Origin of the sequence: Bacillus paranthracis, from assembly GCF_024296885.1 — a bacterium.
GTDB lineage: Bacteria > Bacillota > Bacilli > Bacillales > Bacillaceae_G > Bacillus_A > Bacillus_A paranthracis.
On record NZ_CP101135.1, the window covers coordinates 641382 to 663424 of the forward strand.

Genomic DNA, 22043 nt, shown 5'->3' on the forward strand with positions numbered 1-22043 from the left:
TTATGTATTATTAGAGTAATGGGGGTAAATGAGAATGGAGGAGGACAATGCAACAAACATTAGAAAAAATAGGCAAACAAGTCTTTTACAAACGGCTACAGTAAAAAATGACACAAGAAGAATTATGTCAGGGCATTTGTTCTGTCTCATACTTAAGTAAAATCGAAAATGGAAAGATCGAAGCATCAGAAGAGATTCTACAATTGCTCTGCGCAAGATTAGAAATTGCCGTGACGGATTTGAGAGATGTAGAAGAGGATGTGAAGGTGAAGCTGGATGAATGGTTGAATGCACTCGTTCATTTAGACAAGCAACAAGTAGAACGCATATATGAAGAATTGCAAGGTGAAATGAAGCATGTTTTGGATTTTGAAATTATAAATTATTATAAACTGCTGTACACACGTTATTTAATTATGAAAAGGGATTTTCCTGCTGTCGAAGAAGAGTTAGAGAGCTTAAAGAAGATGTACAAAAAGTATTCACCATTCCAAAAATTATTATATACGTATAGCAAAGGGTTATATTATTTTTTACAACATAGATATAAGAAGGCATTGGAGTATTTGAATCGAACAGAAGTAATGGCAAAGGAACAAGGTTATCATGAGAATGGAATATATTTCAATTTAGCTCTTGTTTATAATGAATTAGAAGTTGAGCATATGACTTTACATTTTGCTAATGTAGCAATGGAAGGATTTAAGAGTGAATATAAATTCCGTTATGTGATAAATTGCCAGTTACTTATTGCGTTGAGTTATATACAAAAAAAGCAATATAATGAAGCACTATCTATTTATAATAATATTTTGAGGGAAGCAAATTCTTTTGCTGATAAAGAAAATATAACAGCTATTGCTTTAAATAATTTAGGCTTCTTGTACTATAACTTAAAAGATTATGCAAAAGCAAAAGATTATTATTTACAATGCCTAAAGTACAAAAAGGAAGAGGATTTAAATTATATTGATGCAGTGTATGAGATCGCTTTGCAGTGTATTGAATTAAAAGAATTTGAAGAAGCAAAAGATTGGATTGATAAAGGGATAGATGTCGCCAAGAGGGATGAAAAGTATAAAAGTATGTTATATATACTTTCAATGCTTAAGAATAAATACTTTGAAACAAAAGATGTTTATAAAAAGTTTTTAGAAGTTGAGGCGATTCCATTTTTTAGAGGTGAAGAAAATAAAAAGGAATTAAAAATGGTGTATTTAGAACTAGCAGGATATCACGAGGAATTATTAGAATTCAAGGAAAGTAATAACTACTATAAATTAGCAATTAATTTATTAGAAGAAAAGGGAGGAAAATAATATGAAAAAAATAATTATTGGTGCTTTGGCTTTGGTAGCTGTATTAGTGGTATTGGAACCGCAATACGCTTGGACATCGGACATCTATGGTCAAGGAGAAAAAGTAGTAGAATTAATAAACTCTTAACAGAAACCCCTTTCCAACCGGAAAGGGGTTTTTCAATATTTGTTCCTCAAAATTCTACAAAACTTGAGAAAATAATTATTTGAATTTTTAGTATATTAATAGTGGAAACATAATGCTAATATGAAACTACTCTTTTTCAAAAAATAATTTATTAGGGGGAAGGTTCATGAAAAAGAAAAGTTTAGCGTTAGTGTTAGCGACAGGAATGGCAGTTACAACGTTTGGAGGGACAGGCTCTGCATTTGCGGATTCTAAAAATGTGCTCTCTACTAAGAAGTACAATGAGACAGTACAGTCACCGGAGTTTATTTCTGGGGATTTAACTGGAGCAACTGGTAAGCAAGCAGAATCTGTTGTGTTTGATTATTTAAACGCAGCAAAAGGTGATTATAAGTTAGGGGAAAAGAGTGCGCAAGATTCTTTCAAAGTGAAACAAGTGAAGAAAGATGCTGTAACTGATTCAACAGTATTACGTTTGCAACAAGTATACGAAGGAGTACCTGTATGGGGTTCTACGCAAGTAGCTCACGTAAGTAAAGATGGCTCTTTAAAAGTATTGTCTGGAACAGTTGCACCTGATTTAGACAAAAAAGAAAAGTTAAAAAATAAAAATAAGATCGAAGGCACAAAAGCGATTGAAATTGCGCAAAAAGATTTAGGGGTTACACCTAAATATGAGGTAGAACCAAAAGCGGATTTATATGTATATCAAAACGGTGAGGAAACAACATATGCATACGTTGTAAATCTAAACTTCTTAGATCCAAGCCCAGGAAACTACTACTATTTCATTGAAGCAGAAAGCGGTAAAGTATTAAATAAGTTTAATACAATCGATCATGTGACGAATGATGATAAGTCACCAGTTAAGCAAGAGGCTCCTAAGCAAGATGCAAAAGCAGTTGTAAAGCCTGTAACAGGAACAAATAAAGTAGGAACGGGTAAAGGGGTATTAGGAGATACGAAGTCGCTTAATACAACGTTATCTGGATCATCTTACTACTTGCAAGATAATACACGCGGAGCAACAATTTTCACATATGATGCGAAAAACCGCTCGACATTACCAGGAACATTATGGGCAGATGCAGATAATGTTTTCAATGCAGCGTATGATGCAGCGGCAGTAGATGCTCATTACTATGCAGGTAAAACATATGATTATTATAAAGCTACATTTAATAGAAACTCTATTAATGATGCAGGAGCACCGTTAAAATCAACAGTCCATTACGGAAGCAATTATAATAATGCATTCTGGAACGGATCACAAATGGTATACGGAGATGGTGATGGTGTAACGTTCACTTCATTATCTGGTGGTATTGATGTTATTGGTCACGAATTAACGCATGCTGTTACGGAAAATAGCTCGAATTTAATTTATCAAAATGAATCAGGCGCATTAAATGAAGCGATTTCTGATATCTTTGGTACTTTAGTAGAATTCTATGATAACCGTAACCCAGATTGGGAGATTGGTGAAGATATTTACACGCCTGGTAAAGCAGGAGATGCACTTCGTTCTATGAGTGATCCAGCGAAATATGGTGATCCAGACCATTATTCTAAGCGTTACACTGGTTCAAGTGATAACGGTGGGGTTCATACAAACAGTGGCATTATTAATAAACAAGCTTATTTATTAGCGAATGGCGGTACGCATTACGGTGTAACTGTAACTGGTATTGGTAAAGATAAGTTAGGTGCAATTTATTACCGTGCAAACACACAATATTTCACGCAATCTACTACATTTAGCCAAGCTCGTGCTGGTGCAGTACAAGCTGCAGCTGATTTATATGGTGCAAATTCTGCGGAAGTAGCAGCAGTTAAGCAATCATTTAGTGCTGTTGGTATTAACTAAGGATTTTAAGGATAGCTATTAAGAAAATACCTCAAAAATAAAGAAGGAGCCTATGCTCCTTCTTTATTTTTTTCTCCATTTTTTCCACAAATAATATAATCCGATACAACCTGCGATTGTCACAATCCACTTCGCTTCATTTGTTCCGTTCATAACATGATAGGCCGAATATACTTCGATTAACAAAGCCGGTATTTTCCCTATCGTACTGGCAATACTGAAGGATAGTAATGACATTTTGCCTAGAGCGGCAAATAAAGTCACGATACTTGATGGGATGAAAGGTATGAATCGAAACGATAGAACGAGTAGAAAGGCCTCTCTACCTTCTACATAAAGTAGGCGTTCTACCTTTGGGTACTTATTTACTTTGCTGTGAGTGAATTTCTGAAGGCCTATACGATAAATATAAAACGAGATAATAGCCCCTAATGCCTCACCTGCGATCGAAATAAGGGTTCCATTTGTTACACCAAAGAGCTGTATGTTAATAGCGGTCAAAAAAATACTAGGGATAACACCTAAAAGGCTAATGACTATGTTGATTAAGATACTAAGTGGAATTGCGATTGAATAATAGTCTGTTAAGAAGTTTTGAATTGTTTCAGCCATTGTTTAAAATCCTTTATCTTTTTTTGCATTACACCATATTTCTATTGTGTAGGCAAGTACAAATTTACATAATGTAGAAAAACGTTAAAAAACACCATTATTATACCTTATATGGGTATTGGGTATATGAAGCAAGGGGTATATTTTACTTTTTAAAAAATGCAAATAAAACCTTTATTTAAAAGGTTAATAGATAGTTTTAGGAGGAGGTTTAACTCGGGAAATAATCATAAAAACATAGGGGTATATTTATGTAAGGGGCGAAAATAGCGGTTTTATGAAAAACGGGTGGTAATATGGCAAAATAGATGAGGAATTTAAAAAATGTTGTATGTTTTTTCGATGTGAAATTGACTTTTAGTGAAGTTACGATAATAATCATGAAAGAGGTGATATGATGAAACGAATAAGTAGTCTTTTCGTGAGTAGTTTATTGGCACTCATGCTGATCTTAAGTGGATGTGCAGGAAAAGAACAAAAAACAGAGAAACAAACAGGGAATCAATCGGCATCAGTAGAAAAAATTAGTGATAATATTTTAGATGAAATGGAAGGGCCACCTAAAAATGGTCATACGATTGAAAGACATGTAGGCAAATCAGAAGAAGATTTGAAGAATCGCTTGAAGACAGATAAAGTATCCGCAGCAAGTACATACTATGACAAGGAAACAGCGACGAAAGCTGTAAAAGATAGTTTGAAGCAGCATGATAAGGAAATTCAAGATTGGTTAAAAAATTCTAAAGAGGCTCGTCTCGTATTAAATACAACACATTCATTCCCGGTTGGAAAAACGGTAATAAAGAAAAATATGAATGTAAAAGACAAGTTAGTAAAAACTGTTACTGTTTTAGCGAGAGATAAGTCAGGGGATTTAGGATATAAGATCATTACTTCTTATCCATCTGATAAATAAGAAGGGGGAGTAAATATGTATACGACATTACAATATTTTTTCAAATCGTATTGTACGTTAAGTATCCATGAAGATGAAATAGTAGGCGTGATGGAAGAGTTTATAGAGCAAGAAGACGAAGAAATTGTTTTGAAATTACGCGATGAATTATTATATATGAAGAAAAAGGATGCTTGGGAAGAGGCGTGCGTATTAGCTGCGAAGCAAGGAAATCGTATGTGGTCGTTAGAAGAAACGAAAGACCATCTTGCAACCTTTTTATTATTATTGCAAAAGAAAAAGGCGTGAGTAGATCACGCCTTTTTTGTTTGATAGTGTCTTATTGTTTTGGAGCGCTTTTATATACGCTTTTTGAAATTTGCCCATTAGATATTACTTCACCGTTTTGTGTAACTTTTTTATATGTAACTGCTGTTATTTTATCATTAGTTCTACTAATTACTTGAGAAGAAACTTCAACATTTTTACCAGTATTTGTGCCGAAAATACGTATAGTAATACTACCTCCATTTGAAAATGCTTGAATATAAATATGATTGCCTGTATTGTTTTTAAATTTTAAATCTGGACCATAATCTGCTACTGCTGCATCTTGCCCAAGTGGTAAATAATTTACGGGCATAGAATGGTTGCTTCGAGAAACAATTCCTAAATCTGCTCTTAAAGCTGCGCTATATAAAGTACTACTCACTTGGCAAACGCCTCCGCCTGCACTTTGTATAACTTTCCCTTGTGAATATACAGCTGCGGATTTATAACCATGAGCAGCATCCGTTACGCCAACGCGGCCATTAAAACTAAATGTTTCATCAGGTGCGACAATCACTCCACTTAAAGTATTAGCTGACTTATTTACGTTAAAGGATTGATTCCCATTACGGCCAGCCATTGGAGTTGAATATTCAGCAATTACTTCTTTAATCCCCATTTTCTGTATATCTTCTGTAGAACGTTCAGGCTTTAATAGTGTAACGGGTAATGTAACGTCAGATGTGCCAGAAGTAATGGCTTGCCGCGTTAAATCAGTTAACTTTTCTTTATCGATTTTTTCTCCATTTTGACTTTGGCTAATATTTACTGTAGTGCCTTCAATACTTAATTCTGCATTAACAGGATTTTTTAATGTTTCATTATATTTATCCTTCATAAAGCTTTTATAAGCAGTTGTATTTAATTGAGGTGTTAATTTATAGTCACGTTTTAATTCACCGTTTTCAGCCTGCTTCCGCATTTTGTAACGATTCATTGCATTTCCTTCTTGTTCTTTAAAGATTTTGTCGATAACATCTTTTTCTTTATAATTTATTCCTAAATCTTTCCATGTGTAAGTTTGTTTATCATTTTGGAATATGTAAGTAAGTGATTTTTGATCTAACTCAGTTATCTTTTGATTAATAATAGCTTGAATATCTTTTTTATTTTTTCCATCGAGAGAAATACCTTCAAATGTAGTATTGGGTAATGCAGTAGTATCTAATTGATTATTCAGTTTGGATACATATTGATATCCACCAATACCGCCTACACAAAGTAATATGCCTCCAGTAATTGCAGAACCGATCAGTATTTTACTTAGCTTCATTTATTTCCCCCCAGAAATTTTTGTATAAATATATGTATTACATTTTTTGTATAAAAATGATGAAAATAACATTATATACGTACTAGTATACTATTATTTTCACTGTGTGTGTAATGTTTTTATAAAATATGTTACACTGTTGTAATAATTGTCTCTTTTTGTCACAATATGTACGATAAATATGTTGAAAATTATAATAAAAAGGCTGTCTAGAAAGTTCTAGCAGCCTTTTTATTATAATTTTTTATGTTCATTTTTATTCGTAACACCGAGATGTTCTTGTAGTGTTGTCGAAATATTATCGACGCTTTTTTCGTTTGGAACGTAATAATAAATACCACCTATATATTTATCAGTACCTTCTACTTGCATTTTATCCAGTTTTAAATTGGAATCCATTGAATTTTTTGCAATTGCCATCATATCATCAAAAGTTAAATTTGTTTTTAAGTCTTTATCAACAGCGTCTAATAAACCACCGATTTTATTAATGGAATTCAGAGATAGTGCCTTTTCAGCAATAGCTTCTAAAACAAGCTGTTGTCGTTGACCGCGCATATAATCACTATCGATATGACGAGTTCTCGCTAGTGCCAGTGCTTCTTCTCCATTTAAATGTTGACGTCCCTTTTTAAGGTGAATTGCATCTGCTTCATCTTTACTATTTTGTTCTGTGAACTCCACTGGAACATCTACAGTAATCCCACCAAGGGAATCAACAATTTTGATAAAGGATTTAAAATTGAATTTTACATAGTAATCAACTGGAACATCTAAAAAGTTCTCTACCGTATCAATTGTGCTATCTACACCACCGAATACGTGCGCATGTGTAATTTTATCGTATTTATCACGTGATTTAATATAGACACGTGAATCACGTGGAATACTGACAAGCTTAACAGATTTATCGTTTTTATTAATGGTTGCAAGTAATAGTGCATCTGTACGAGTTGCTTTCCCATAATTCTTGTCTCTAATATCACTTTCATCAACACCCATAATAAGTATGGAAATGTTGTCAGTCATAGGTTTAACGGCTTTTTCACGTTTGCTGGATTTGTCTCCGCGACCAAGTTCAGAATAGGCATTATTTAAAATTGATTTTGCTTTACTGTATATATGGAAGGAGTAGCCTCCTGCTCCAAGTGCTATAACCAGTAATGGAATAAGAAGGAACCAAAGTAGACGTTTTTTCTTTGAGCGTCCCTTTTTGGCTCGAGTATCTTTGTGCATATCGGATTTCATCATTTTTTCTCCTTTAAAACTATCAAAGTATATACATCTAGAAGCGCATTCAAACACATAAAAAATATTGTACGCTAAATAAAAGCGATTGTACATGTATAAAAAATAGATGTCTTGATTATTTATAAAGACATCTATTCGTTATTGTATACAAAAGATAGGGAGAAGAAAATGATAAAATTTTACCTAATTACAACATAATGCTTACGATAATTGCAGATAAAATGCTAACGAGAGTTGCTCCGTATAGTAATTTAAGGCCAAATCTAGCAACGACGTTTCCTTGTTCTTCGTTTAATCCTTTTACCGCACCTGAAATAATGCCGATAGAAGAAAAGTTAGCAAAAGAGACGAGGAAGACAGAAATAATACCAACTGTACGAGGAGAAAGGCTATTAGAAATTTTACTAAGATCCATCATTGCTACAAATTCATTCGTTACAAGCTTCGTTGCCATAATGCTACCAGCCGCGACAATTTCAGAACTTGGTACACCGATAAGAAACGCAATTGGTGCAAAGACGAATCCGATTAATTGCTGGAAAGTAATGCCGAATATAATGAGGAATAGATCATTAATGCAGCTAATTAATGCGACGAATCCGATAAGCATAGCACCGACAACGATAGCTACTCGAAAGCCATCTAGAATGTATTCTCCAAGCATTTCAAAAAAGCTTTGCTTTTCGCCTTTTATTTCTAAAATATCTTCATCATCTTTCACGTCGTAGGGGTTAATAATCAGTACGATAATAAAACCGCTAAATAAATTGAGAACGAGTGCGGTTACTACATATTTAGGTTCGATCATTGTCATATAAGCACCTACGATAGACATAGATACAGTTGACATAGCAGATGCACAAAGTGTATAAAGACGGTGTTTTGGAATTTGAGCTAATTGTTTTTTGACCGTAATAAAAACTTCTGATTGGCCGACAATGGCAGATGCGATAGCATTATAAGATTCTAATTTCCCAAGACCATTTATTTTGCTGAGGAAGTAACCGATCCAACGAATGAAAAATGGTAGTATTTTGAAATGTTGCAGTATACCAATTAAGACGGAAATGAAGACAATTGGTAATAAGACAGTAAGGAAAAAGGGCATTTCACCTTTATTGGCAAGGCCCCCAAATACGAAGTTTATACCATCAGCAGCATACTCGAGTAGCTTTGTAAACAGACTGGAAATGACCCGAATAAGTATGAGACCGATTTCTGTATTTAATAACAAATAGGTTAAAATTAACTGTATAATAAGCATGATGAAAATAGGTTTAAATTTAATATGTTTCTTATTGTTACTAGCAATATAAGCAAGGAAGAAAACAACGATAAGTCCCACGAAAAAAGTAATAAATTTCATAGTAAGCCCCCTAAAAGAGATATTCTGCTATATATGTTTTTCATTTCAAGGGAGAATATGCATCTTTGGTAAAGAAAGGAATAGAGAGCATGAATATATGTAGAGTGCACCACGTTGCAATTATTTGTTCGAATTATGAAGTGTCAAAGGATTTTTATAATCGAATATTAGGTTTTAAAGCGATAAATGAAGTATATAGGAAGGAACGAGATTCTTATAAGTTAGATTTATGTGTAGGAGAAGAGTATCAAATTGAATTATTTTCATTTCCAAGTCCGCCTGAGCGCCCGAGTTTCCCAGAAGCGGCTGGACTTAGACATTTAGCATTTGCTGTTACAAATATAGAAGAGGCTGTGAAGCATTTACGCCAATGTGGTGTTAAGACGGAATCAATCCGTATTGATGAAATAACGGAGAAGAAATTTGTCTTTTTCCAAGACCCTGATGGTTTACCTTTAGAATTGTATGAGGTTTGAAATTGGTGAATTTTATATAGGGTTGCTTTTGAGTAAATGAAGAAACTAAAGTGAAACTTCTTTTTTAAAGGAGGTGTCACTTTAGCTAAGAAGGCTAAAGGATATATGTGGATATTTTAAAATTACTGATGGTAGTCATTCTTATTGCATTAACAGGTTTTTTTGTAGCTGTTGAGTTTGCAATTATTAAGGTGCGTAGCAGTCGTATTGACCAACTCGTTAGTGAGAAACGACGAGGAGCATTGGCAGCAAAAAAAGTAACTTCAAATTTAGATGAATATTTATCAGCATGTCAGTTAGGTATTACAATTACCGCTTTAGGGCTTGGGTGGTTAGGAGAGCCGACCATAAAACATTTACTCGAGCCGTTGTTTTTAAAACTGCATTTATCTCCTGCAATTTCCAGCACAGTTTCATTTATTATTGCCTTTGCAGTGATTACGTTTTTACATGTTGTCATTGGTGAACTTGCTCCTAAGACGTTCGCCATACAAAGGGCAGAGCAAGTTAGCTTATTATTATCGAAGCCACTTATTTATTTTTACCGAATAATGTATCCGTTTATTTGGGCTTTAAATGGTTCAGCAAGGCTTGTAACAGGGTTATTCGGATTACATCCGGCTTCTGAACATGAAGTTGCTCATTCGGAAGAAGAATTACGGTTAATCTTATCTGAGAGTTATGAGAGCGGAGAGATTAATCAAAGGGAATTTAAATATGTAAATAATATTTTTGAATTTGATAATAGAGTGGCAAAGGAAATTATGGTACCTCGTACGGAAGTTGTAGGTTTATATGAGGACGAACCATTTGAAACACATATTAAAATAATCGCACAAGAAAAATATACGAGGTATCCTGTATTTGGTGAAGATAAAGATGAAATCATTGGGATGGTTAATGTAAAGGATTTATTTATTCGTTATATGGATGGTAATCGGGACGAGGATTGCTCGATTATGCCATATACAAGGCCGGTCATTGAAGTACTAGAAAATATTCCAATTCATGATTTACTATTACAAATGCAAAGAAAACACATTCCATTAGCTGTGTTGTATGATGAATATGGTGGTACAGCTGGGATTGTTACATTAGAAGATATTTTAGAAGAAATTGTTGGGGAAATTCGAGATGAATACGATGAAGATGAACACCCGCCTATAGAGCATATAAGTGAAGGGTGTAAAATCGTAGAGGGGAAAGTGCTTATTAGTGAAGTAAATGATTTATTTGGCATACACTTAATCGCTGATGATGTAGATACAATTGGTGGATGGATTATGGTACAAAAGCAAATCGTTGCTGAAGGAGATATTATTGAAAAACACGGCTTTTCTTTTAAAGTTCTGGAAAAAGATATGCATCAAATTAAACGAGTGGAAATAAAGAAGGGAGAAGAATGATTTTCTATAAAAGGTATATATAGAAAATTAAATGTTTGCGCTTTCAAAAAAGGTGCTATATAGTGAAGGTGGACACTGAAAAATTCTTCTGAATGATACTCGTATTTTTAGAGGGCGAATTTTTTAAATAGGGATTTAGAATGAAAAGTATAGGTGATGAAAATGATAGCAACGAAGGATATACGTATAGAAAAAGATTTTTTAGGTGAAAAGGAAGTACCAAGTAGAGCTTATTATGGTGTACAAACATTACGTGCGGTAGAAAACTTCCCGATTACAGGATATCGCATCCATCCGTCACTCATTACGGCAATGGCAATTGTGAAAAAAGCGGCGGCACTTGCAAATATCGATACTGGTTACTTAGCGAAAGACATTGGGCACGAAATTGCAGAGGCAGCGCAAGAAATTGTTGATGGGAAATTTCATGATCAATTTATCGTAGATCCAATTCAGGGCGGTGCTGGAACTTCTATTAATATGAATACGAATGAAGTAATTGCTAATCGAGCGTTAGAACGTATGGGATATGAAAAAGGCGAGTATGCAAAAATTAGCCCAAATACGCATGTAAACATGGCTCAGTCAACGAATGATGCGTTCCCAACGGGAATTCATATTGCAACTCTTATGATGTTAGAAGAACTTCTTATTACAATGGAAGAACTTCATGCTGCTTTCCGTGCAAAAGCAAACGAGTTCGATCACGTCATTAAAATGGGACGTACGCATTTACAAGATGCTGTTCCGATTCGTCTTGGACAAGAATTTGAAGCGTATAGCAGAGTGCTTGCGCGTGATATAAAAAGAATTAAACAATCCCGCCAACATTTATATGAAGTGAATATGGGGGCGACAGCTGTTGGTACGGGATTAAATGCAAACCCTACCTACATTGAACAAGTGGTTAAACACTTACGAACATTTAGCGGATTCCCACTGGTTGGTGCAGAGCATTTAGTTGATGCAACACAAAATACAGATGCATACACAGAAGTATCTGCAGCATTAAAAGTATGTATGATGAATATGTCTAAAATTGCGAACGACCTTCGTATTATGGCATCTGGTCCACGTGTTGGATTGGCGGAAATTCAATTACCAGCTCGTCAACCAGGTTCATCTATTATGCCAGGTAAAGTAAATCCTGTTATGGCAGAAGTAATTAATCAAGTCGCTTTCCAAGTAATTGGTAATGATCATACAATTTGCTTAGCGTCAGAAGCAGGACAACTGGAGCTCAACGTAATGGAGCCTGTGCTTGTATTTAATTTAATTCAATCTATCAGTATTATGAATAACGGATTCCGTGTATTCCGTGAATATTGTATTAAAGGAATTACAGCAAATGAAGAACTGCTGAAGCAATATGTTGAGAAAAGTGTTGGAATTATTACAGCAGTTAACCCTCATATTGGTTATGAAGCAGCGTCACGTATTGCACGTGAAGCAATTGAAACAGGAAAATCTGTTCGGGAGTTATGTTTAGAACATGGTGTACTGACAGAAGAAGAATTAGATATTATTTTAGATCCATTCGAAATGACGCATCCTGAAATTGCTGGTGCTTCTTTACTAAAGAATAAGAAGATGTAATGTGAAAAAACACCTCCATTGAATTTACATACGTAGTATGCAAATTCAGGAGGTGTTTTTATATCACTATTCAAATTTACTTTATGTTGAGAGGGGGGAGTTATATAAGACGAACAGCAATATAACAATACAAAACTTCTTATAAAAAGACGTTTTTGAATGGATTAAAGAACTACTTTAATGGAGGATGTTTTAGCATGCTTAATTCTTCAGCAGTTAACCTATTTCCACCCCAAGCTTTCTCTTTAATATAATCTGGGTCATTAAGGTAAGCGGAGAAAGTTACTTTCCCATCTTGATAATGATATACATAGTGAATGTTTTCTTTTTCATCATTTACGTACGTAAACAAGTTGTATCCGCCGCGCTTATAATCTTTTTTAAAATCGACGTATTTTAATTGCTTTTCTGTAATTCCTTGTTTGGATATATAGTTATAAATACTTTTTTTCGCTTGTTCTTTAGTAAATAAAATGTATACAGTAACTAAAACGATAGGAATTAGAATTGAGATTAATATAATCAATTTTTTGTTCAATCTTCCTTCCCTCCTAAATTTAACCATTAAAATGATTTATTAAGAAATTGAAAAAAGGAAAAGTCCCGATTTGTAACGGGACTTTTTCCTTCTTTATTATCACTTATTTTAATTTTTAAAAGATATTAAATACAGCGTTTAATTGAAGTAAGCTAATGATAGCTAAGAAGATTAAACTGTATTTCATTGCTGTTTTAAATAGGGCAGATTCTTTACCAACTAGTCCAACTGCTGCACAAGCAACTGCTACAGATTGTGGTGAAACCATTTTTGCCATTGTACCACCTACTACGTTTAATGCAACAAGAGTAGAAGGAACGATGTTTAATTGATCTGCAGTTACTGCTTGAAGCGGTGCGAATAATGAACCACTTGATACTACTGAACCTGTAATGAATACGCCAATCCATCCTAAGATTGGAGAAAGAATTGGGAATGCATTACCAGTAGAAGAGAATGCAAGTCCAAGTGTAGATGACATACCAGAGTAGTTTTCCACGTAAGCTAAAGCGATAACACTACAGATTGTATACACTGGAGCTTTTAGTTCTTTTATTGTTTCAACCATTAATTCTTTAACCATTTTACCTTTTACGCGGTACACGATAAGTGAAACGATAATTGCTAATACGATTGCAGTAGTTGTAGATGAGAATACATCAAATTTGAAAACCGCTGCGAAAGGTGTATCAGCTTTTGTAATTGGTGTAGTTTTCATAACAGCGTTATGAAGACCAGGGAATTGAATGTTAAATACTAGGTTTGCTAGTGCGCCATCCGGAGCAAATAAAGCTTTAATTGGTTTTAAATTAAAAATTGTTACAAATGCAGTTAAGAATACGAATGGAGACCAAGCATATAAAATTTGATTGAATGTATGAGATTCGTTTTCTTCTTGTTTTTCTTCTTTAGCAGAAGATTTTGGCTGCCAAACACGTAAGAATAATGCAAGAGAGATCATACTTACAACGGCTGCGAAAATATTAGTAAGTTCTGCGCCTAAGAAGTAAGTTACAACGAACTGAGTAATTGCGAAAGAAATACCACTTACAAGAATACCTTGCCAAGTTTCTTTAATACCTTTAATTCCATCGACCATTGAAACAAGTAAGAAAGGTAATACAATACTAATGAATGGTAGAATAAGAACAGTTTGACGACCGATAGTTAATGCATCTAATTCAGTTAATTGTGCTGGTACTGTAACTGGGATACCCATAGCACCCATAGCACCACCAGCGATGTTTGCTACTAAACAAATACCTGCTGCTTTTAATGGATTAAAGCCCATACCTACAAGTAGTGCAGCTGTAATAGCAACTGGAACCCCTAGACCAGCTGCGCCTTCTAAGAAAGCACCGAAAGAATAAGCGATTAATAATACTTGTAAACGTTGATCATTTGTAATGCTTGAAATACTATCACGAATGATGTTGAATTGCTCTGTTTTAACAGTTAATTTGTAAAGGAAAATTGCTGCGATAACGATAGTACAAATTGGGTAAAATCCAGATAAAATACCGAATCCGGCAGATGCTACAGCTACTGTTGCTGGCATTTTATAAACGAATATAGCAAGAATAATAGCGACAATCACACTGTAAAGCCCAGCGATATAACTTTTCATTTTCAGTCCCATTAAACAAATGATGAAGCAAAAAATTGGAAGTGCTGCGATTAGAGCAGATAACCAAATATTGTTTAATGGGTCATAAATTTGTGTCCAAGTACTCATAATAATGACAACTCCTATCTATTTTATGTGAAGAAATTCACATAATTTGTGAAACTATTCACAATCAACTTACATGCTTAGTATATTCTCCTTCAACACTATTGTCAACGTAAAAAAGTATAATTATTCCATAATAGTGTTAAAAGAAATGCTTTGTTCATAAAGTAGACAAAAAGCCCACTCAAATCTATTTGAGTGGGCGAGATAAATGATTTGCATATTCTTTTCTTATAGTTGTTTATACATTATTGATCCTACAGCTCTATAGTAGAGACCGTTTTTGTATCGAATATAGAGCTGCAGAATGTATCGCTTGTCCCATTTGATCAAGTTAGGAGTGGGACAGGAAATGTATTTAATAGGAAGTATTCCATCATAGTTCAAGCTAGTGAATATGAATTAAAAAGTAATAAGTTAATATTTAATGTTACGGTAGCTCTTTTTACTGAAAATTCCTTTTAGCGTAACAAAGAGGTTAAATATAACCCAAATACGTTACGATAGGTTATCAATTATAGACGGTATTTTACAATATCATTACTGTACGTTGCAATGAGGTGAAAATATAACAAAAAGCCTGATAAAACAACGTTTGCAAGCAAAGTATTTGCAGCCCGTTGTTTTGCTTTTTCGTTATATCATATAGTATAATATTCAAAATCAGCAAGGAATTTTTCCTGAGTTTTTTGCTGGTTAAGGTGGAAAAAATTTTCAGCTTTATAGGTTGATAAAGTTATGTCGTAACAGGAAATATAAGAACAGATATATAAATAAATAAAAAGAAAATAAAAACGAAAATGAGGGGAACTTTATGAGCCAAAATCAATTCGAATGTCGTATTTCAGAAGAAGATGTACAAATGTTAAGAGCGTTAGCGCATCCGTTGCGTCTACGCCTAGTAATGGAACTAATGCAACGTGGAACATGTAACGTAACACAATTACAGGAAGTGTTAGAAATTCCGCAATCAACAGTTTCGCAACATTTAACGAAATTAAAACAAAATAAAGTAGTACGCTTTGAACGACGAGGACTGGAAGTGTATTATCAAATTCATAATGATAAAGTAAGTGAAGTAGTAAAAACATTATTTTCTTAAAATTTGAATATTATGGAAAAAGACGTATGGGATCTACGTCTTTTTTTGTTAGAAGGATGATATGAGAAAGAATGTTAATGGGTAAGGAAAAAAGGCTAACCATTAAAATGTTGCTATATGGAATATATTCTAAAAGGAAAAGAAAAGATAGAAAGGAGTGTAATAAGTAAAAGGAGGGATAGTAGAATGGATGTAAAACGTGTGAAACAAATTTTATCTTCTTCAAGTAGAATCGACGTTACATATGAAGGTGTACCAGTATGGATTGAGAGCTGTGACGAGCAGAGTGGGGTTGCTCAAGTGTATGATGTATCTAATCCTGGAGAAAGCGTCCACGTGAACGTGACGGCTTTAGAGGAGAAGTAATAGAAAAGACGCTTCTAAATGTTTAGAAGCGTCTTTTTATTTCTTATTCCATCATATGTGCAATTTTCTTAGAGAACATAAGAAGTACTAATCCGAGTACGATTACGATAATACCGATACTTGCGAATACTTCTAAATATCCTAAAGATTGAGTGAAAGCAGCTAATTGTCCTGCTAATAAGTTTGCGAAGCCAGTACCAGCTAACCATACACCCATTAATAATGATGCTAATTTAACAGGAGCGATTGCACTTACCATAGATAATCCGATTGGTGATAAGAATAATTCACCAATTGTATGGAACATGTAAGTGAATACGATGAATAGTAAGTTTGCTTTCATTGTAATGTTACCTTCGTCGCTACCAGTTTTTAATACAGCTAAAGTTAGAACTAAATATCCAATCCCTAGTAAAATCATACCAAATGCCATTTTTGTTGGGATTTTCAAATCACCATTTTTTGTTTTCGAAAGTTTAATCCATAATGCAGAAACAGGTAATGCTAGTAAGATAATGAATAGTGGGTTTACAGATTGGAACCAAGGTGTTGGAATTGTAAATCCACCAATTGTACGATCCACAAACTTATCTGTGTAAAGTGTTAAAGAACTACCTGCTTGCTCAAATCCTGCCCAGAAGAATACTACGAAACAAGTTAAAATTAAAATTGCAGCAGTACGTTTTTTCTCTTGTGTTGTTAAAGGTTTTTTCTCGATTGCTTTTGCATTTTTTTCTTTAGATTTTTTCCCTACAACAGTTGTTCCGATAGACCCTAAGTAACGAGGTGCTAAGAAATTAAAGGCAAGCTGTCCAATAATCATACCGATACAAGCTGTTAAGAAACCGTATCTATAGTCTGCGAAGTAACCGCAAATGAATGGAGCGATAAGAGCACCTAAGTTAATTCCCATGTAGAAGATAGTGAAGGCACTATCACGACGAGAATCGTTTTCGCTATATAATTGACCTAATAAAGTCGAAATATTTGGTTTGAAGAATCCGTTACCAATAACTAATAATCCTAATCCTAAAAATAGTCCAGTTTTTGTGTTCATTGAGAATAGTACAAAGTTACCAATTGCCATGATGATACCACCAATAGTAATAGCATGGCGCTTCGTAATGAAATGGTCAGTTAACCAACCACCGATAATCGGTGTGAAGTATACTAACATTGTGAAAATACCGTAAATTTGAACTGCAACTGCTTTATCAAATCCTAAACCGCCGCTTACTAAGCTCGTTGTTAAATAAAGAACTAATAAGCCACGCATTCCGTAATAACTGAATCTTTCCCATGCTTCTGTAAAGAACAACAAGTATAACCCTGGTGGATGTTTTTTTGGTGATTGTTGCTCTCCAGCTTTGTCTAATTTTAAAGCTGCATCCATTTTTGTTTCCCCCTAATCCTGTATAACGGATATTTATGTAATCATTTTAATTTACAAAATATTTAGAAGTCAATAGAATTATATGGAAATAGAAAGAAAATTTCTAAAAAAGTTCTATTTTACTTCAACCGTTACTGTATTTTGCCCTGAAAACGAGATGATAAGCGTTTTCAAATGTAATAATTGAATTCTAAAAGAAAATAAAATAATGATTAATCAGAAAATTTAGATTAAAATATTTATTCTGATATAAAGAAAATACATTCTATTTACTTTTATAATATAACATATTGGGAATAAAAATACAAAATGAAATAATGTGACATTTAAGTGAATTGAAAAATAACCAGCTCCATAGAAGCAGAGCTGGCTAAGGAAAGATTATTTAACAAAGCGTTTTTCGATATCATCTAATAGTAGGTTAGCAGCCATTACACCACCAGCTGTATTCCAAATCACATCATCAACTTTGTATGCTTTACCATTTTTTACTGCATTTAAGTTTTTAAATAGCGGATCATTGATATATTCTTTTTCTAATTCAGAGCCTTTGTTCTCGTTTCCTTTATCGAATGTGAAGTAGAATAATACATCGCCATCCATTGCAGAAATACGTTCTTTAGATACGTTACGCTCTGCGAAGTCATCTTTATTTTGATCACCAGGACGTTTAAATCCAAGTTCTTTTAAAATAACACCAGAGAATGTATCACCATGATAAATACGAACATCACCAGGCATGAAGCGAACCATAGAGATTTCTTGATTTACTTTATCACCTAGTTTGGCTTTTAAATCTTTCATACTTTTCTCGTAATCAGCTAAAACCTTTTGGCCTTCTTTTTCTTTATTTAATGCTTTCGCATAAAACTTGAAGTTATCTTTCCATTCACCACGTAATGTTTCAGAGAACACAGTAGGTGCAATTGCTTTTAGTTGCTCGTACACTTTTTCGTGACGCATTTTGTTACCGATAATTAAGTCTGGTTGTAAAGAAGCGATTGTTTCTACGTTCACTTGTCCTTCATCACCAACAACTTTTACATCTTTCATTTTATCTTTAATATGTGGATACCATGGATCACCAGTCCAAGATTTTACAGCCCCAACTGGTTTCACACCTAGCTCAAGTAAAGCTTCAGTTCCTTCGTTTGTTAAAATAACTACACGTTTTGGATTAGCAGGAACTTCTGTTTTCCCCATTGCATGTTCAACTGTAATCATTTCTTTTTTTGTATCTTCTTTCGTATTTGATTTTCCACAAGCACTTAAAAGTAGTGAAAAGGCTAGTAAAAATACAAATACTGTAAACGATTTCTTTCGCATGAAATTCATTATGTACCCCCTACATAGTGAGAATTTTTTTCAATAGCAAGCATGATAATAATACTTCATGGCCTCGTTGTCAATGAAAATAATTCTCATTTCCGTTGACAATGAGAATTAAGTTGAAATACACTTACAACGTATCATTATACATTGAAGGGGAAACGCTGCATGTTATTAAAAACAAATCGAGCAAAATGGATTGGATTATTTGTTGGAATCATTGCAGTCATTACTTGTATTTGGGGAAGTATTATTTTCGGATATACAAATACGAGTTGGAATTTAGCGTTAGATGCTTTTTTCCATTTTAATGGGTCCAATGAACATATTATTATTCAAAATGTGCGTCTACCAAGAGCATTAATTGCAGCGAGTGTTGGTGCTAGTTTAGCCATTGCAGGTTGTCTTATGCAAACTTTAACGAAGAATCCACTTGCTTCTCCAGATTTTATTGGATTAAATTCAGGTGCTGCTTTCTTCATAGTTGTAGCAATTGTTATTTTTTCCGTAACATCACTATCAGCTTTCACGTGGATTGCCTTTTTGGGGGCAGCAGTTGCAGCTGTACTTGTATTTGCTTCTAGTTCTTTAGGAAAAGAGGGGACAACGCCTCTTAAATTAACATTAGCGGGGGTCGCAATTAGTGCGTTATTTTCATCATTAACACAAGGATTACTTGTTTTAAATGAAAAGGCGCTTGAAGAAGTATTATTTTGGCTTGCCGGATCTGTGCAAGGAAGAAAGTTAGAAATTTTACAATCTGTATTCCCGTATTTATTAATAGGCTGGATTGCATCTATTATGATGGCAGGGAAAGTAAATACATTAATGATGGGGGAAGACGTTGCAAAGGGACTTGGGCAACGAACAATTTTAATGAAATCATTCGTGTTACTTATAATTGTCCTGTTATCTGGTGGTTCAGTTGCTGTTGCTGGTCCAATTGGATTTATTGGAATTATTACCCCGCATTTTTCTAGATTTCTTGTTGGAGTAGATCACAGATGGAGAATACCGTATAGCGGCTTGTTAGGTGCAATACTATTGATTTTAGCTGATATAGCAGCAAGATATGTCATTATGCCACAAGAAGTACCAGTAGGAGTTATGACAGCATTTATTGGTGCGCCGTTCTTTATTTATATTGCACGTAAGAGAGGGCTTAGCAAATGAAGAAGTATATTCCGTTTCGTATAGGAAAAGGCGAGCTCTCGTTTTTAATGTATAAACGAGCTTGTCTCGTCTTATTCAGTTTACTAGTTGTTTTAATAGGATTATTTTTTGCGAGTGCAGGTATGGGAGACATGAAAATTGCTCCTTATGATGTATGGCAAGCGATCACTGGAAATGGCGATGCGATGTCCAATATGGTTGTAAATAAGTTTCGTATGCCGCGTATTTTAATTGCTATTCTTGTAGGGATCGCACTTGCGATCGCAGGATGTATTTTACAAGGCCTCGTCCGAAATCCACTTGCTTCTCCGGATATTATCGGGATTACAGGTGGTGCAAGTGTTGCAGTTGTATTGTTTTTAGCTATATTTAGTGATAAAAATAATGCGCTAACTGTAAGCATTCATTATATGCCGCTAGCAGCCTTTGTTGGGGCAACGATTGTAGCGCTTTTTGTATATTTATTTGCATGGAGAAATGACGGGTTATCGCCGATTAGTCTTGTTTTAATTGGTGTTGGGTTTTGGGCATTAACGAAAGCGGCAACGACTTTGTTTATGTTATTAGCGCCAATTTATCAAGCGAGTCAAGCGAATGTATGGATTACGGGTACTGTTTACGGTTCTTCATGGCAAAACGTCATAGTACTTGCGCCGTGGGTTCTCATTTTAACGGTAATATCATTTATAGCTGCTAGACATTTAAATGCGCAAGAGCTAGGGGATGATATTGCGGTAGGACTTGGTGTTCCTTTAACGAAGTCACGCATATTCATGTTATTACTGAGTACAGCTTTAATTGGTGGAGCAGTTGCCTTTGCTGGAGGAATTGGATTTGTCGGTTTAATGGCACCTCATATTTCACGAAGACTAGTTGGTTCTTTATATGGTGCATTACTCCCGGTTGCGGCTATTGTCGGTGCGATTTTAGTACTTGCTGCAGATTTAATTGGGCGTACAGTTTTCACCCCACTTGAAATTCCAGCAGGGGTATTTACATCAGCAATTGGCGCACCTTATTTTATTTATTTACTTTATAAAAGTCGGAATTCATAAAGGAAGATGAATATGCAAAAAGCATTGGAGACGAAACGTTTGACGTTGTCTTACGGTGAAACAATTATTATTGATGAGTTGAATTTAGAAATTCCAAAAGGTGAAATTACCATCTTTATCGGTTCTAACGGTTGCGGGAAATCAACCTTATTACGTTCACTAGCTAGATTATTAAAACCAACAGCTGGTGACATTTTGTTAGATAGTCAAGCCATTCAAAATATGCAAACGAAGCAAATCGCTCGTCAAATGGCAATTTTACCGCAAGGACCGCAAGCGCCAGAAGGGCTTACAGTATTGCAACTTGTAAAGCAAGGACGTTATCCGTATCAAACATGGCTGAAGCAATGGTCAGAAAAAGATGAGGAAATGGTACAGAAAGCACTTGCAGCAACAGGGATGACAGAATTTGCTGAGCGTGATGTGCATGCTCTTTCAGGTGGACAACGTCAACGTGCTTGGATTGCAATGACGCTTGCACAAGATACAGATATTATTTTATTGGATGAGCCTACTACCTATTTAGATATGACTCACCAAATTGAAGTGCTTGATTTATTATTCGAATTAAATGAAACAGAACAAAGAACAATTGTCATGGTATTACACGATTTAAATTTAGCATGCCGTTATGCAGATAATATTGTAGCCATTCAAGATAAACAAATATATGCACAAGGTAAACCTGAAGAAGTAGTGGATGAGAAGCTAGTACGTGATGTATTCCGAATGGAGTGTCAAATCAGTACAGATCCATTATTTGGGACGCCACTTTGTATTCCGCATGGAAAAGGAAGACGTGTACGTAAAGAGGTTGCTCAGGCAATGAGATAATGA

At 34.6% G+C, this 22043-nt stretch carries 21 protein-coding genes; 13 read left to right on the forward strand and 8 right to left on the reverse strand.

Annotated features, from left to right (window positions below; all coding sequences use genetic code 11):
- The first annotated feature begins 107 nt into the window (after window positions 1–107).
- The 3 genes from NLJ82_RS03215 (at window position 108) to NLJ82_RS03225 (ending at window position 3313) form a co-directional block, all read left to right on the forward strand.
- Window positions 108–1319, forward strand: a complete 1212-nt coding sequence (locus NLJ82_RS03215) for a helix-turn-helix domain-containing protein (RefSeq protein WP_254754634.1) — start codon at window positions 108–110, stop codon at window positions 1317–1319.
- 1 nt (window position 1320) lies between these two features.
- Entirely contained in the window at window positions 1321–1446 is a 126-nt protein-coding gene (locus NLJ82_RS03220; RefSeq protein ID WP_000720172.1) for an NprX family peptide pheromone, read from the forward strand.
- A gap of 166 nt (window positions 1447–1612) precedes the next feature.
- Window positions 1613–3313 carry a M4 family metallopeptidase gene (locus NLJ82_RS03225; protein ID WP_000730387.1) on the forward strand — a complete coding sequence of 567 codons (1701 nt, stop codon included), beginning with the start codon at window positions 1613–1615 and terminating at the stop codon, window positions 3311–3313.
- Window positions 3314–3376: 63 nt separating this feature from the next.
- Here NLJ82_RS03225 and NLJ82_RS03230 read toward each other — a convergent pair whose 3' ends face one another.
- Complete coding sequence (locus tag NLJ82_RS03230) at window positions 3377–3925, reverse strand: TVP38/TMEM64 family protein (protein ID WP_000852210.1); 549 nt, start codon at window positions 3923–3925, stop codon at window positions 3377–3379.
- Window positions 3926–4322: 397 nt separating this feature from the next.
- Here NLJ82_RS03230 and NLJ82_RS03235 point away from each other — a divergent pair, with 397 nt between their 5' ends.
- Together NLJ82_RS03235 and NLJ82_RS03240 are read left to right on the forward strand one after the other, a co-directional pair.
- Complete coding sequence (locus NLJ82_RS03235) at window positions 4323–4841, forward strand: RNase A-like domain-containing lipoprotein (protein ID WP_000822717.1); 519 nt, start codon at window positions 4323–4325, stop codon at window positions 4839–4841.
- 15 nt (window positions 4842–4856) lie between these two features.
- Window positions 4857–5129 carry a hypothetical protein gene (locus NLJ82_RS03240; RefSeq protein ID WP_000288788.1) on the forward strand — a complete coding sequence of 91 codons (273 nt, stop codon included), beginning with the start codon at window positions 4857–4859 and terminating at the stop codon, window positions 5127–5129.
- Between the two features lie 31 nt (window positions 5130–5160).
- Here the strand turns inward: NLJ82_RS03240 and NLJ82_RS03245 are convergent, their stop codons facing one another.
- From NLJ82_RS03245 to NLJ82_RS03255, 3 genes are all read right to left on the reverse strand, one after another.
- Window positions 5161–6423 (reverse strand): VanW family protein, encoded by a 1263-nt coding sequence (locus tag NLJ82_RS03245; protein WP_000777382.1) that lies wholly within the window; start codon window positions 6421–6423, stop codon window positions 5161–5163.
- Between the two features lie 234 nt (window positions 6424–6657).
- Window positions 6658–7671 (reverse strand): LCP family protein, encoded by a 1014-nt coding sequence (locus NLJ82_RS03250; RefSeq protein ID WP_000834034.1) that lies wholly within the window; start codon window positions 7669–7671, stop codon window positions 6658–6660.
- Between the two features lie 190 nt (window positions 7672–7861).
- Window positions 7862–9040 carry a NupC/NupG family nucleoside CNT transporter gene (locus NLJ82_RS03255; protein ID WP_000668854.1) on the reverse strand — a complete coding sequence of 393 codons (1179 nt, stop codon included), beginning with the start codon at window positions 9038–9040 and terminating at the stop codon, window positions 7862–7864.
- 89 nt (window positions 9041–9129) lie between these two features.
- Between NLJ82_RS03255 and gloA2 the strand changes: the two genes are divergently transcribed.
- From gloA2 to aspA, 3 genes are all read left to right on the forward strand, one after another.
- Window positions 9130–9516: an SMU1112c/YaeR family gloxylase I-like metalloprotein gene (gene gloA2 / locus NLJ82_RS03260; RefSeq protein ID WP_002081606.1), complete on the forward strand. Its 387-nt coding sequence runs from the start codon at window positions 9130–9132 to the stop codon at window positions 9514–9516.
- 107 nt (window positions 9517–9623) lie between these two features.
- Complete coding sequence (locus NLJ82_RS03265) at window positions 9624–10922, forward strand: hemolysin family protein (RefSeq protein ID WP_000353302.1); 1299 nt, start codon at window positions 9624–9626, stop codon at window positions 10920–10922.
- Between the two features lie 162 nt (window positions 10923–11084).
- The gene (gene aspA / locus NLJ82_RS03270; RefSeq protein WP_000562151.1) at window positions 11085–12518 is read left to right on the forward strand and encodes an aspartate ammonia-lyase; all 1434 of its coding nucleotides are present in this window, start codon (window positions 11085–11087) and stop codon (window positions 12516–12518) included.
- A gap of 172 nt (window positions 12519–12690) precedes the next feature.
- Here aspA and NLJ82_RS03275 read toward each other — a convergent pair whose 3' ends face one another.
- On the reverse strand, window positions 12691–13056 hold the full coding sequence (locus tag NLJ82_RS03275; RefSeq protein ID WP_001035535.1) for a DUF3139 domain-containing protein: 366 nt from the start codon (window positions 13054–13056) through the stop codon (window positions 12691–12693).
- 115 nt (window positions 13057–13171) lie between these two features.
- On the reverse strand, window positions 13172–14791 hold the full coding sequence (locus NLJ82_RS03280) for an L-lactate permease (RefSeq protein ID WP_000109108.1): 1620 nt from the start codon (window positions 14789–14791) through the stop codon (window positions 13172–13174).
- An 811-nt stretch (window positions 14792–15602) separates the two neighbouring features.
- On the opposite strand from NLJ82_RS03280, the gene NLJ82_RS03285 reads away from it, so the two are divergent.
- Entirely contained in the window at window positions 15603–15890 is a 288-nt protein-coding gene (locus NLJ82_RS03285; RefSeq protein WP_000081429.1) for an ArsR/SmtB family transcription factor, read from the forward strand.
- A 186-nt stretch (window positions 15891–16076) separates the two neighbouring features.
- Complete coding sequence (locus NLJ82_RS03290) at window positions 16077–16256, forward strand: acid-soluble spore protein H (RefSeq protein WP_000382683.1); 180 nt, start codon at window positions 16077–16079, stop codon at window positions 16254–16256.
- 43 nt (window positions 16257–16299) lie between these two features.
- Here the strand turns inward: NLJ82_RS03290 and NLJ82_RS03295 are convergent, their stop codons facing one another.
- Entirely contained in the window at window positions 16300–17649 is a 1350-nt protein-coding gene (locus NLJ82_RS03295; RefSeq protein WP_000338308.1) for a peptide MFS transporter, read from the reverse strand.
- Between the two features lie 381 nt (window positions 17650–18030).
- Complete coding sequence (locus NLJ82_RS03300; RefSeq protein ID WP_001010257.1) at window positions 18031–18984, reverse strand: ABC transporter substrate-binding protein; 954 nt, start codon at window positions 18982–18984, stop codon at window positions 18031–18033.
- Between the two features lie 162 nt (window positions 18985–19146).
- Here NLJ82_RS03300 and NLJ82_RS03305 point away from each other — a divergent pair, with 162 nt between their 5' ends.
- Genes NLJ82_RS03305 through NLJ82_RS03315 form a run of 3 tightly spaced genes read left to right on the forward strand, consistent with a single transcriptional unit; the run spans window position 19147 to window position 22040 of the window.
- Entirely contained in the window at window positions 19147–20151 is a 1005-nt protein-coding gene (locus NLJ82_RS03305; RefSeq protein ID WP_000925223.1) for a FecCD family ABC transporter permease, read from the forward strand.
- The gene (locus NLJ82_RS03310; protein WP_000760043.1) at window positions 20148–21206 is read left to right on the forward strand and encodes a FecCD family ABC transporter permease; all 1059 of its coding nucleotides are present in this window, start codon (window positions 20148–20150) and stop codon (window positions 21204–21206) included. The genes NLJ82_RS03305 and NLJ82_RS03310 overlap by 4 nt, the downstream gene beginning before the upstream one ends.
- A gap of 12 nt (window positions 21207–21218) precedes the next feature.
- A complete protein-coding gene (locus tag NLJ82_RS03315) occupies window positions 21219–22040 on the forward strand; it encodes an ABC transporter ATP-binding protein (RefSeq protein WP_001167952.1) in 822 nt (273 codons plus the stop codon).
- Window positions 22041–22043: the final 3 nt, after the last annotated feature.

Excerpts from the sequence above, each read along its gene's own strand:
- NLJ82_RS03215 (WP_254754634.1), top strand. The coding sequence starts at position 108 with ATGACACAAGAAGAATTATGTCAGGGCATTTGTTCTGTCTCATACTTA.
- NLJ82_RS03220 (WP_000720172.1), top strand. The coding sequence starts at position 1,321 with ATGAAAAAAATAATTATTGGTGCTTTGGCTTTGGTAGCTGTATTAGTG.
- NLJ82_RS03225 (WP_000730387.1), top strand. The coding sequence starts at position 1,613 with ATGAAAAAGAAAAGTTTAGCGTTAGTGTTAGCGACAGGAATGGCAGTT.
- NLJ82_RS03230 (WP_000852210.1), bottom strand. The coding sequence starts at position 3,925 with ATGGCTGAAACAATTCAAAACTTCTTAACAGACTATTATTCAATCGCA.
- NLJ82_RS03235 (WP_000822717.1), top strand. The coding sequence starts at position 4,323 with ATGAAACGAATAAGTAGTCTTTTCGTGAGTAGTTTATTGGCACTCATG.
- NLJ82_RS03240 (WP_000288788.1), top strand. The coding sequence starts at position 4,857 with ATGTATACGACATTACAATATTTTTTCAAATCGTATTGTACGTTAAGT.
- NLJ82_RS03245 (WP_000777382.1), bottom strand. The coding sequence starts at position 6,423 with ATGAAGCTAAGTAAAATACTGATCGGTTCTGCAATTACTGGAGGCATA.
- NLJ82_RS03250 (WP_000834034.1), bottom strand. The coding sequence starts at position 7,671 with ATGAAATCCGATATGCACAAAGATACTCGAGCCAAAAAGGGACGCTCA.
- NLJ82_RS03255 (WP_000668854.1), bottom strand. The coding sequence starts at position 9,040 with ATGAAATTTATTACTTTTTTCGTGGGACTTATCGTTGTTTTCTTCCTT.
- gloA2 (WP_002081606.1), top strand. The coding sequence starts at position 9,130 with ATGAATATATGTAGAGTGCACCACGTTGCAATTATTTGTTCGAATTAT.
- aspA (WP_000562151.1), top strand. The coding sequence starts at position 11,085 with ATGATAGCAACGAAGGATATACGTATAGAAAAAGATTTTTTAGGTGAA.
- NLJ82_RS03280 (WP_000109108.1), bottom strand. The coding sequence starts at position 14,791 with ATGAGTACTTGGACACAAATTTATGACCCATTAAACAATATTTGGTTA.
- NLJ82_RS03285 (WP_000081429.1), top strand. The coding sequence starts at position 15,603 with ATGAGCCAAAATCAATTCGAATGTCGTATTTCAGAAGAAGATGTACAA.
- NLJ82_RS03290 (WP_000382683.1), top strand. The coding sequence starts at position 16,077 with ATGGATGTAAAACGTGTGAAACAAATTTTATCTTCTTCAAGTAGAATC.
- NLJ82_RS03295 (WP_000338308.1), bottom strand. The coding sequence starts at position 17,649 with ATGGATGCAGCTTTAAAATTAGACAAAGCTGGAGAGCAACAATCACCA.
- NLJ82_RS03300 (WP_001010257.1), bottom strand. The coding sequence starts at position 18,984 with ATGAATTTCATGCGAAAGAAATCGTTTACAGTATTTGTATTTTTACTA.
- NLJ82_RS03305 (WP_000925223.1), top strand. The coding sequence starts at position 19,147 with ATGTTATTAAAAACAAATCGAGCAAAATGGATTGGATTATTTGTTGGA.
- NLJ82_RS03310 (WP_000760043.1), top strand. The coding sequence starts at position 20,148 with ATGAAGAAGTATATTCCGTTTCGTATAGGAAAAGGCGAGCTCTCGTTT.
- NLJ82_RS03315 (WP_001167952.1), top strand. The coding sequence starts at position 21,219 with ATGCAAAAAGCATTGGAGACGAAACGTTTGACGTTGTCTTACGGTGAA.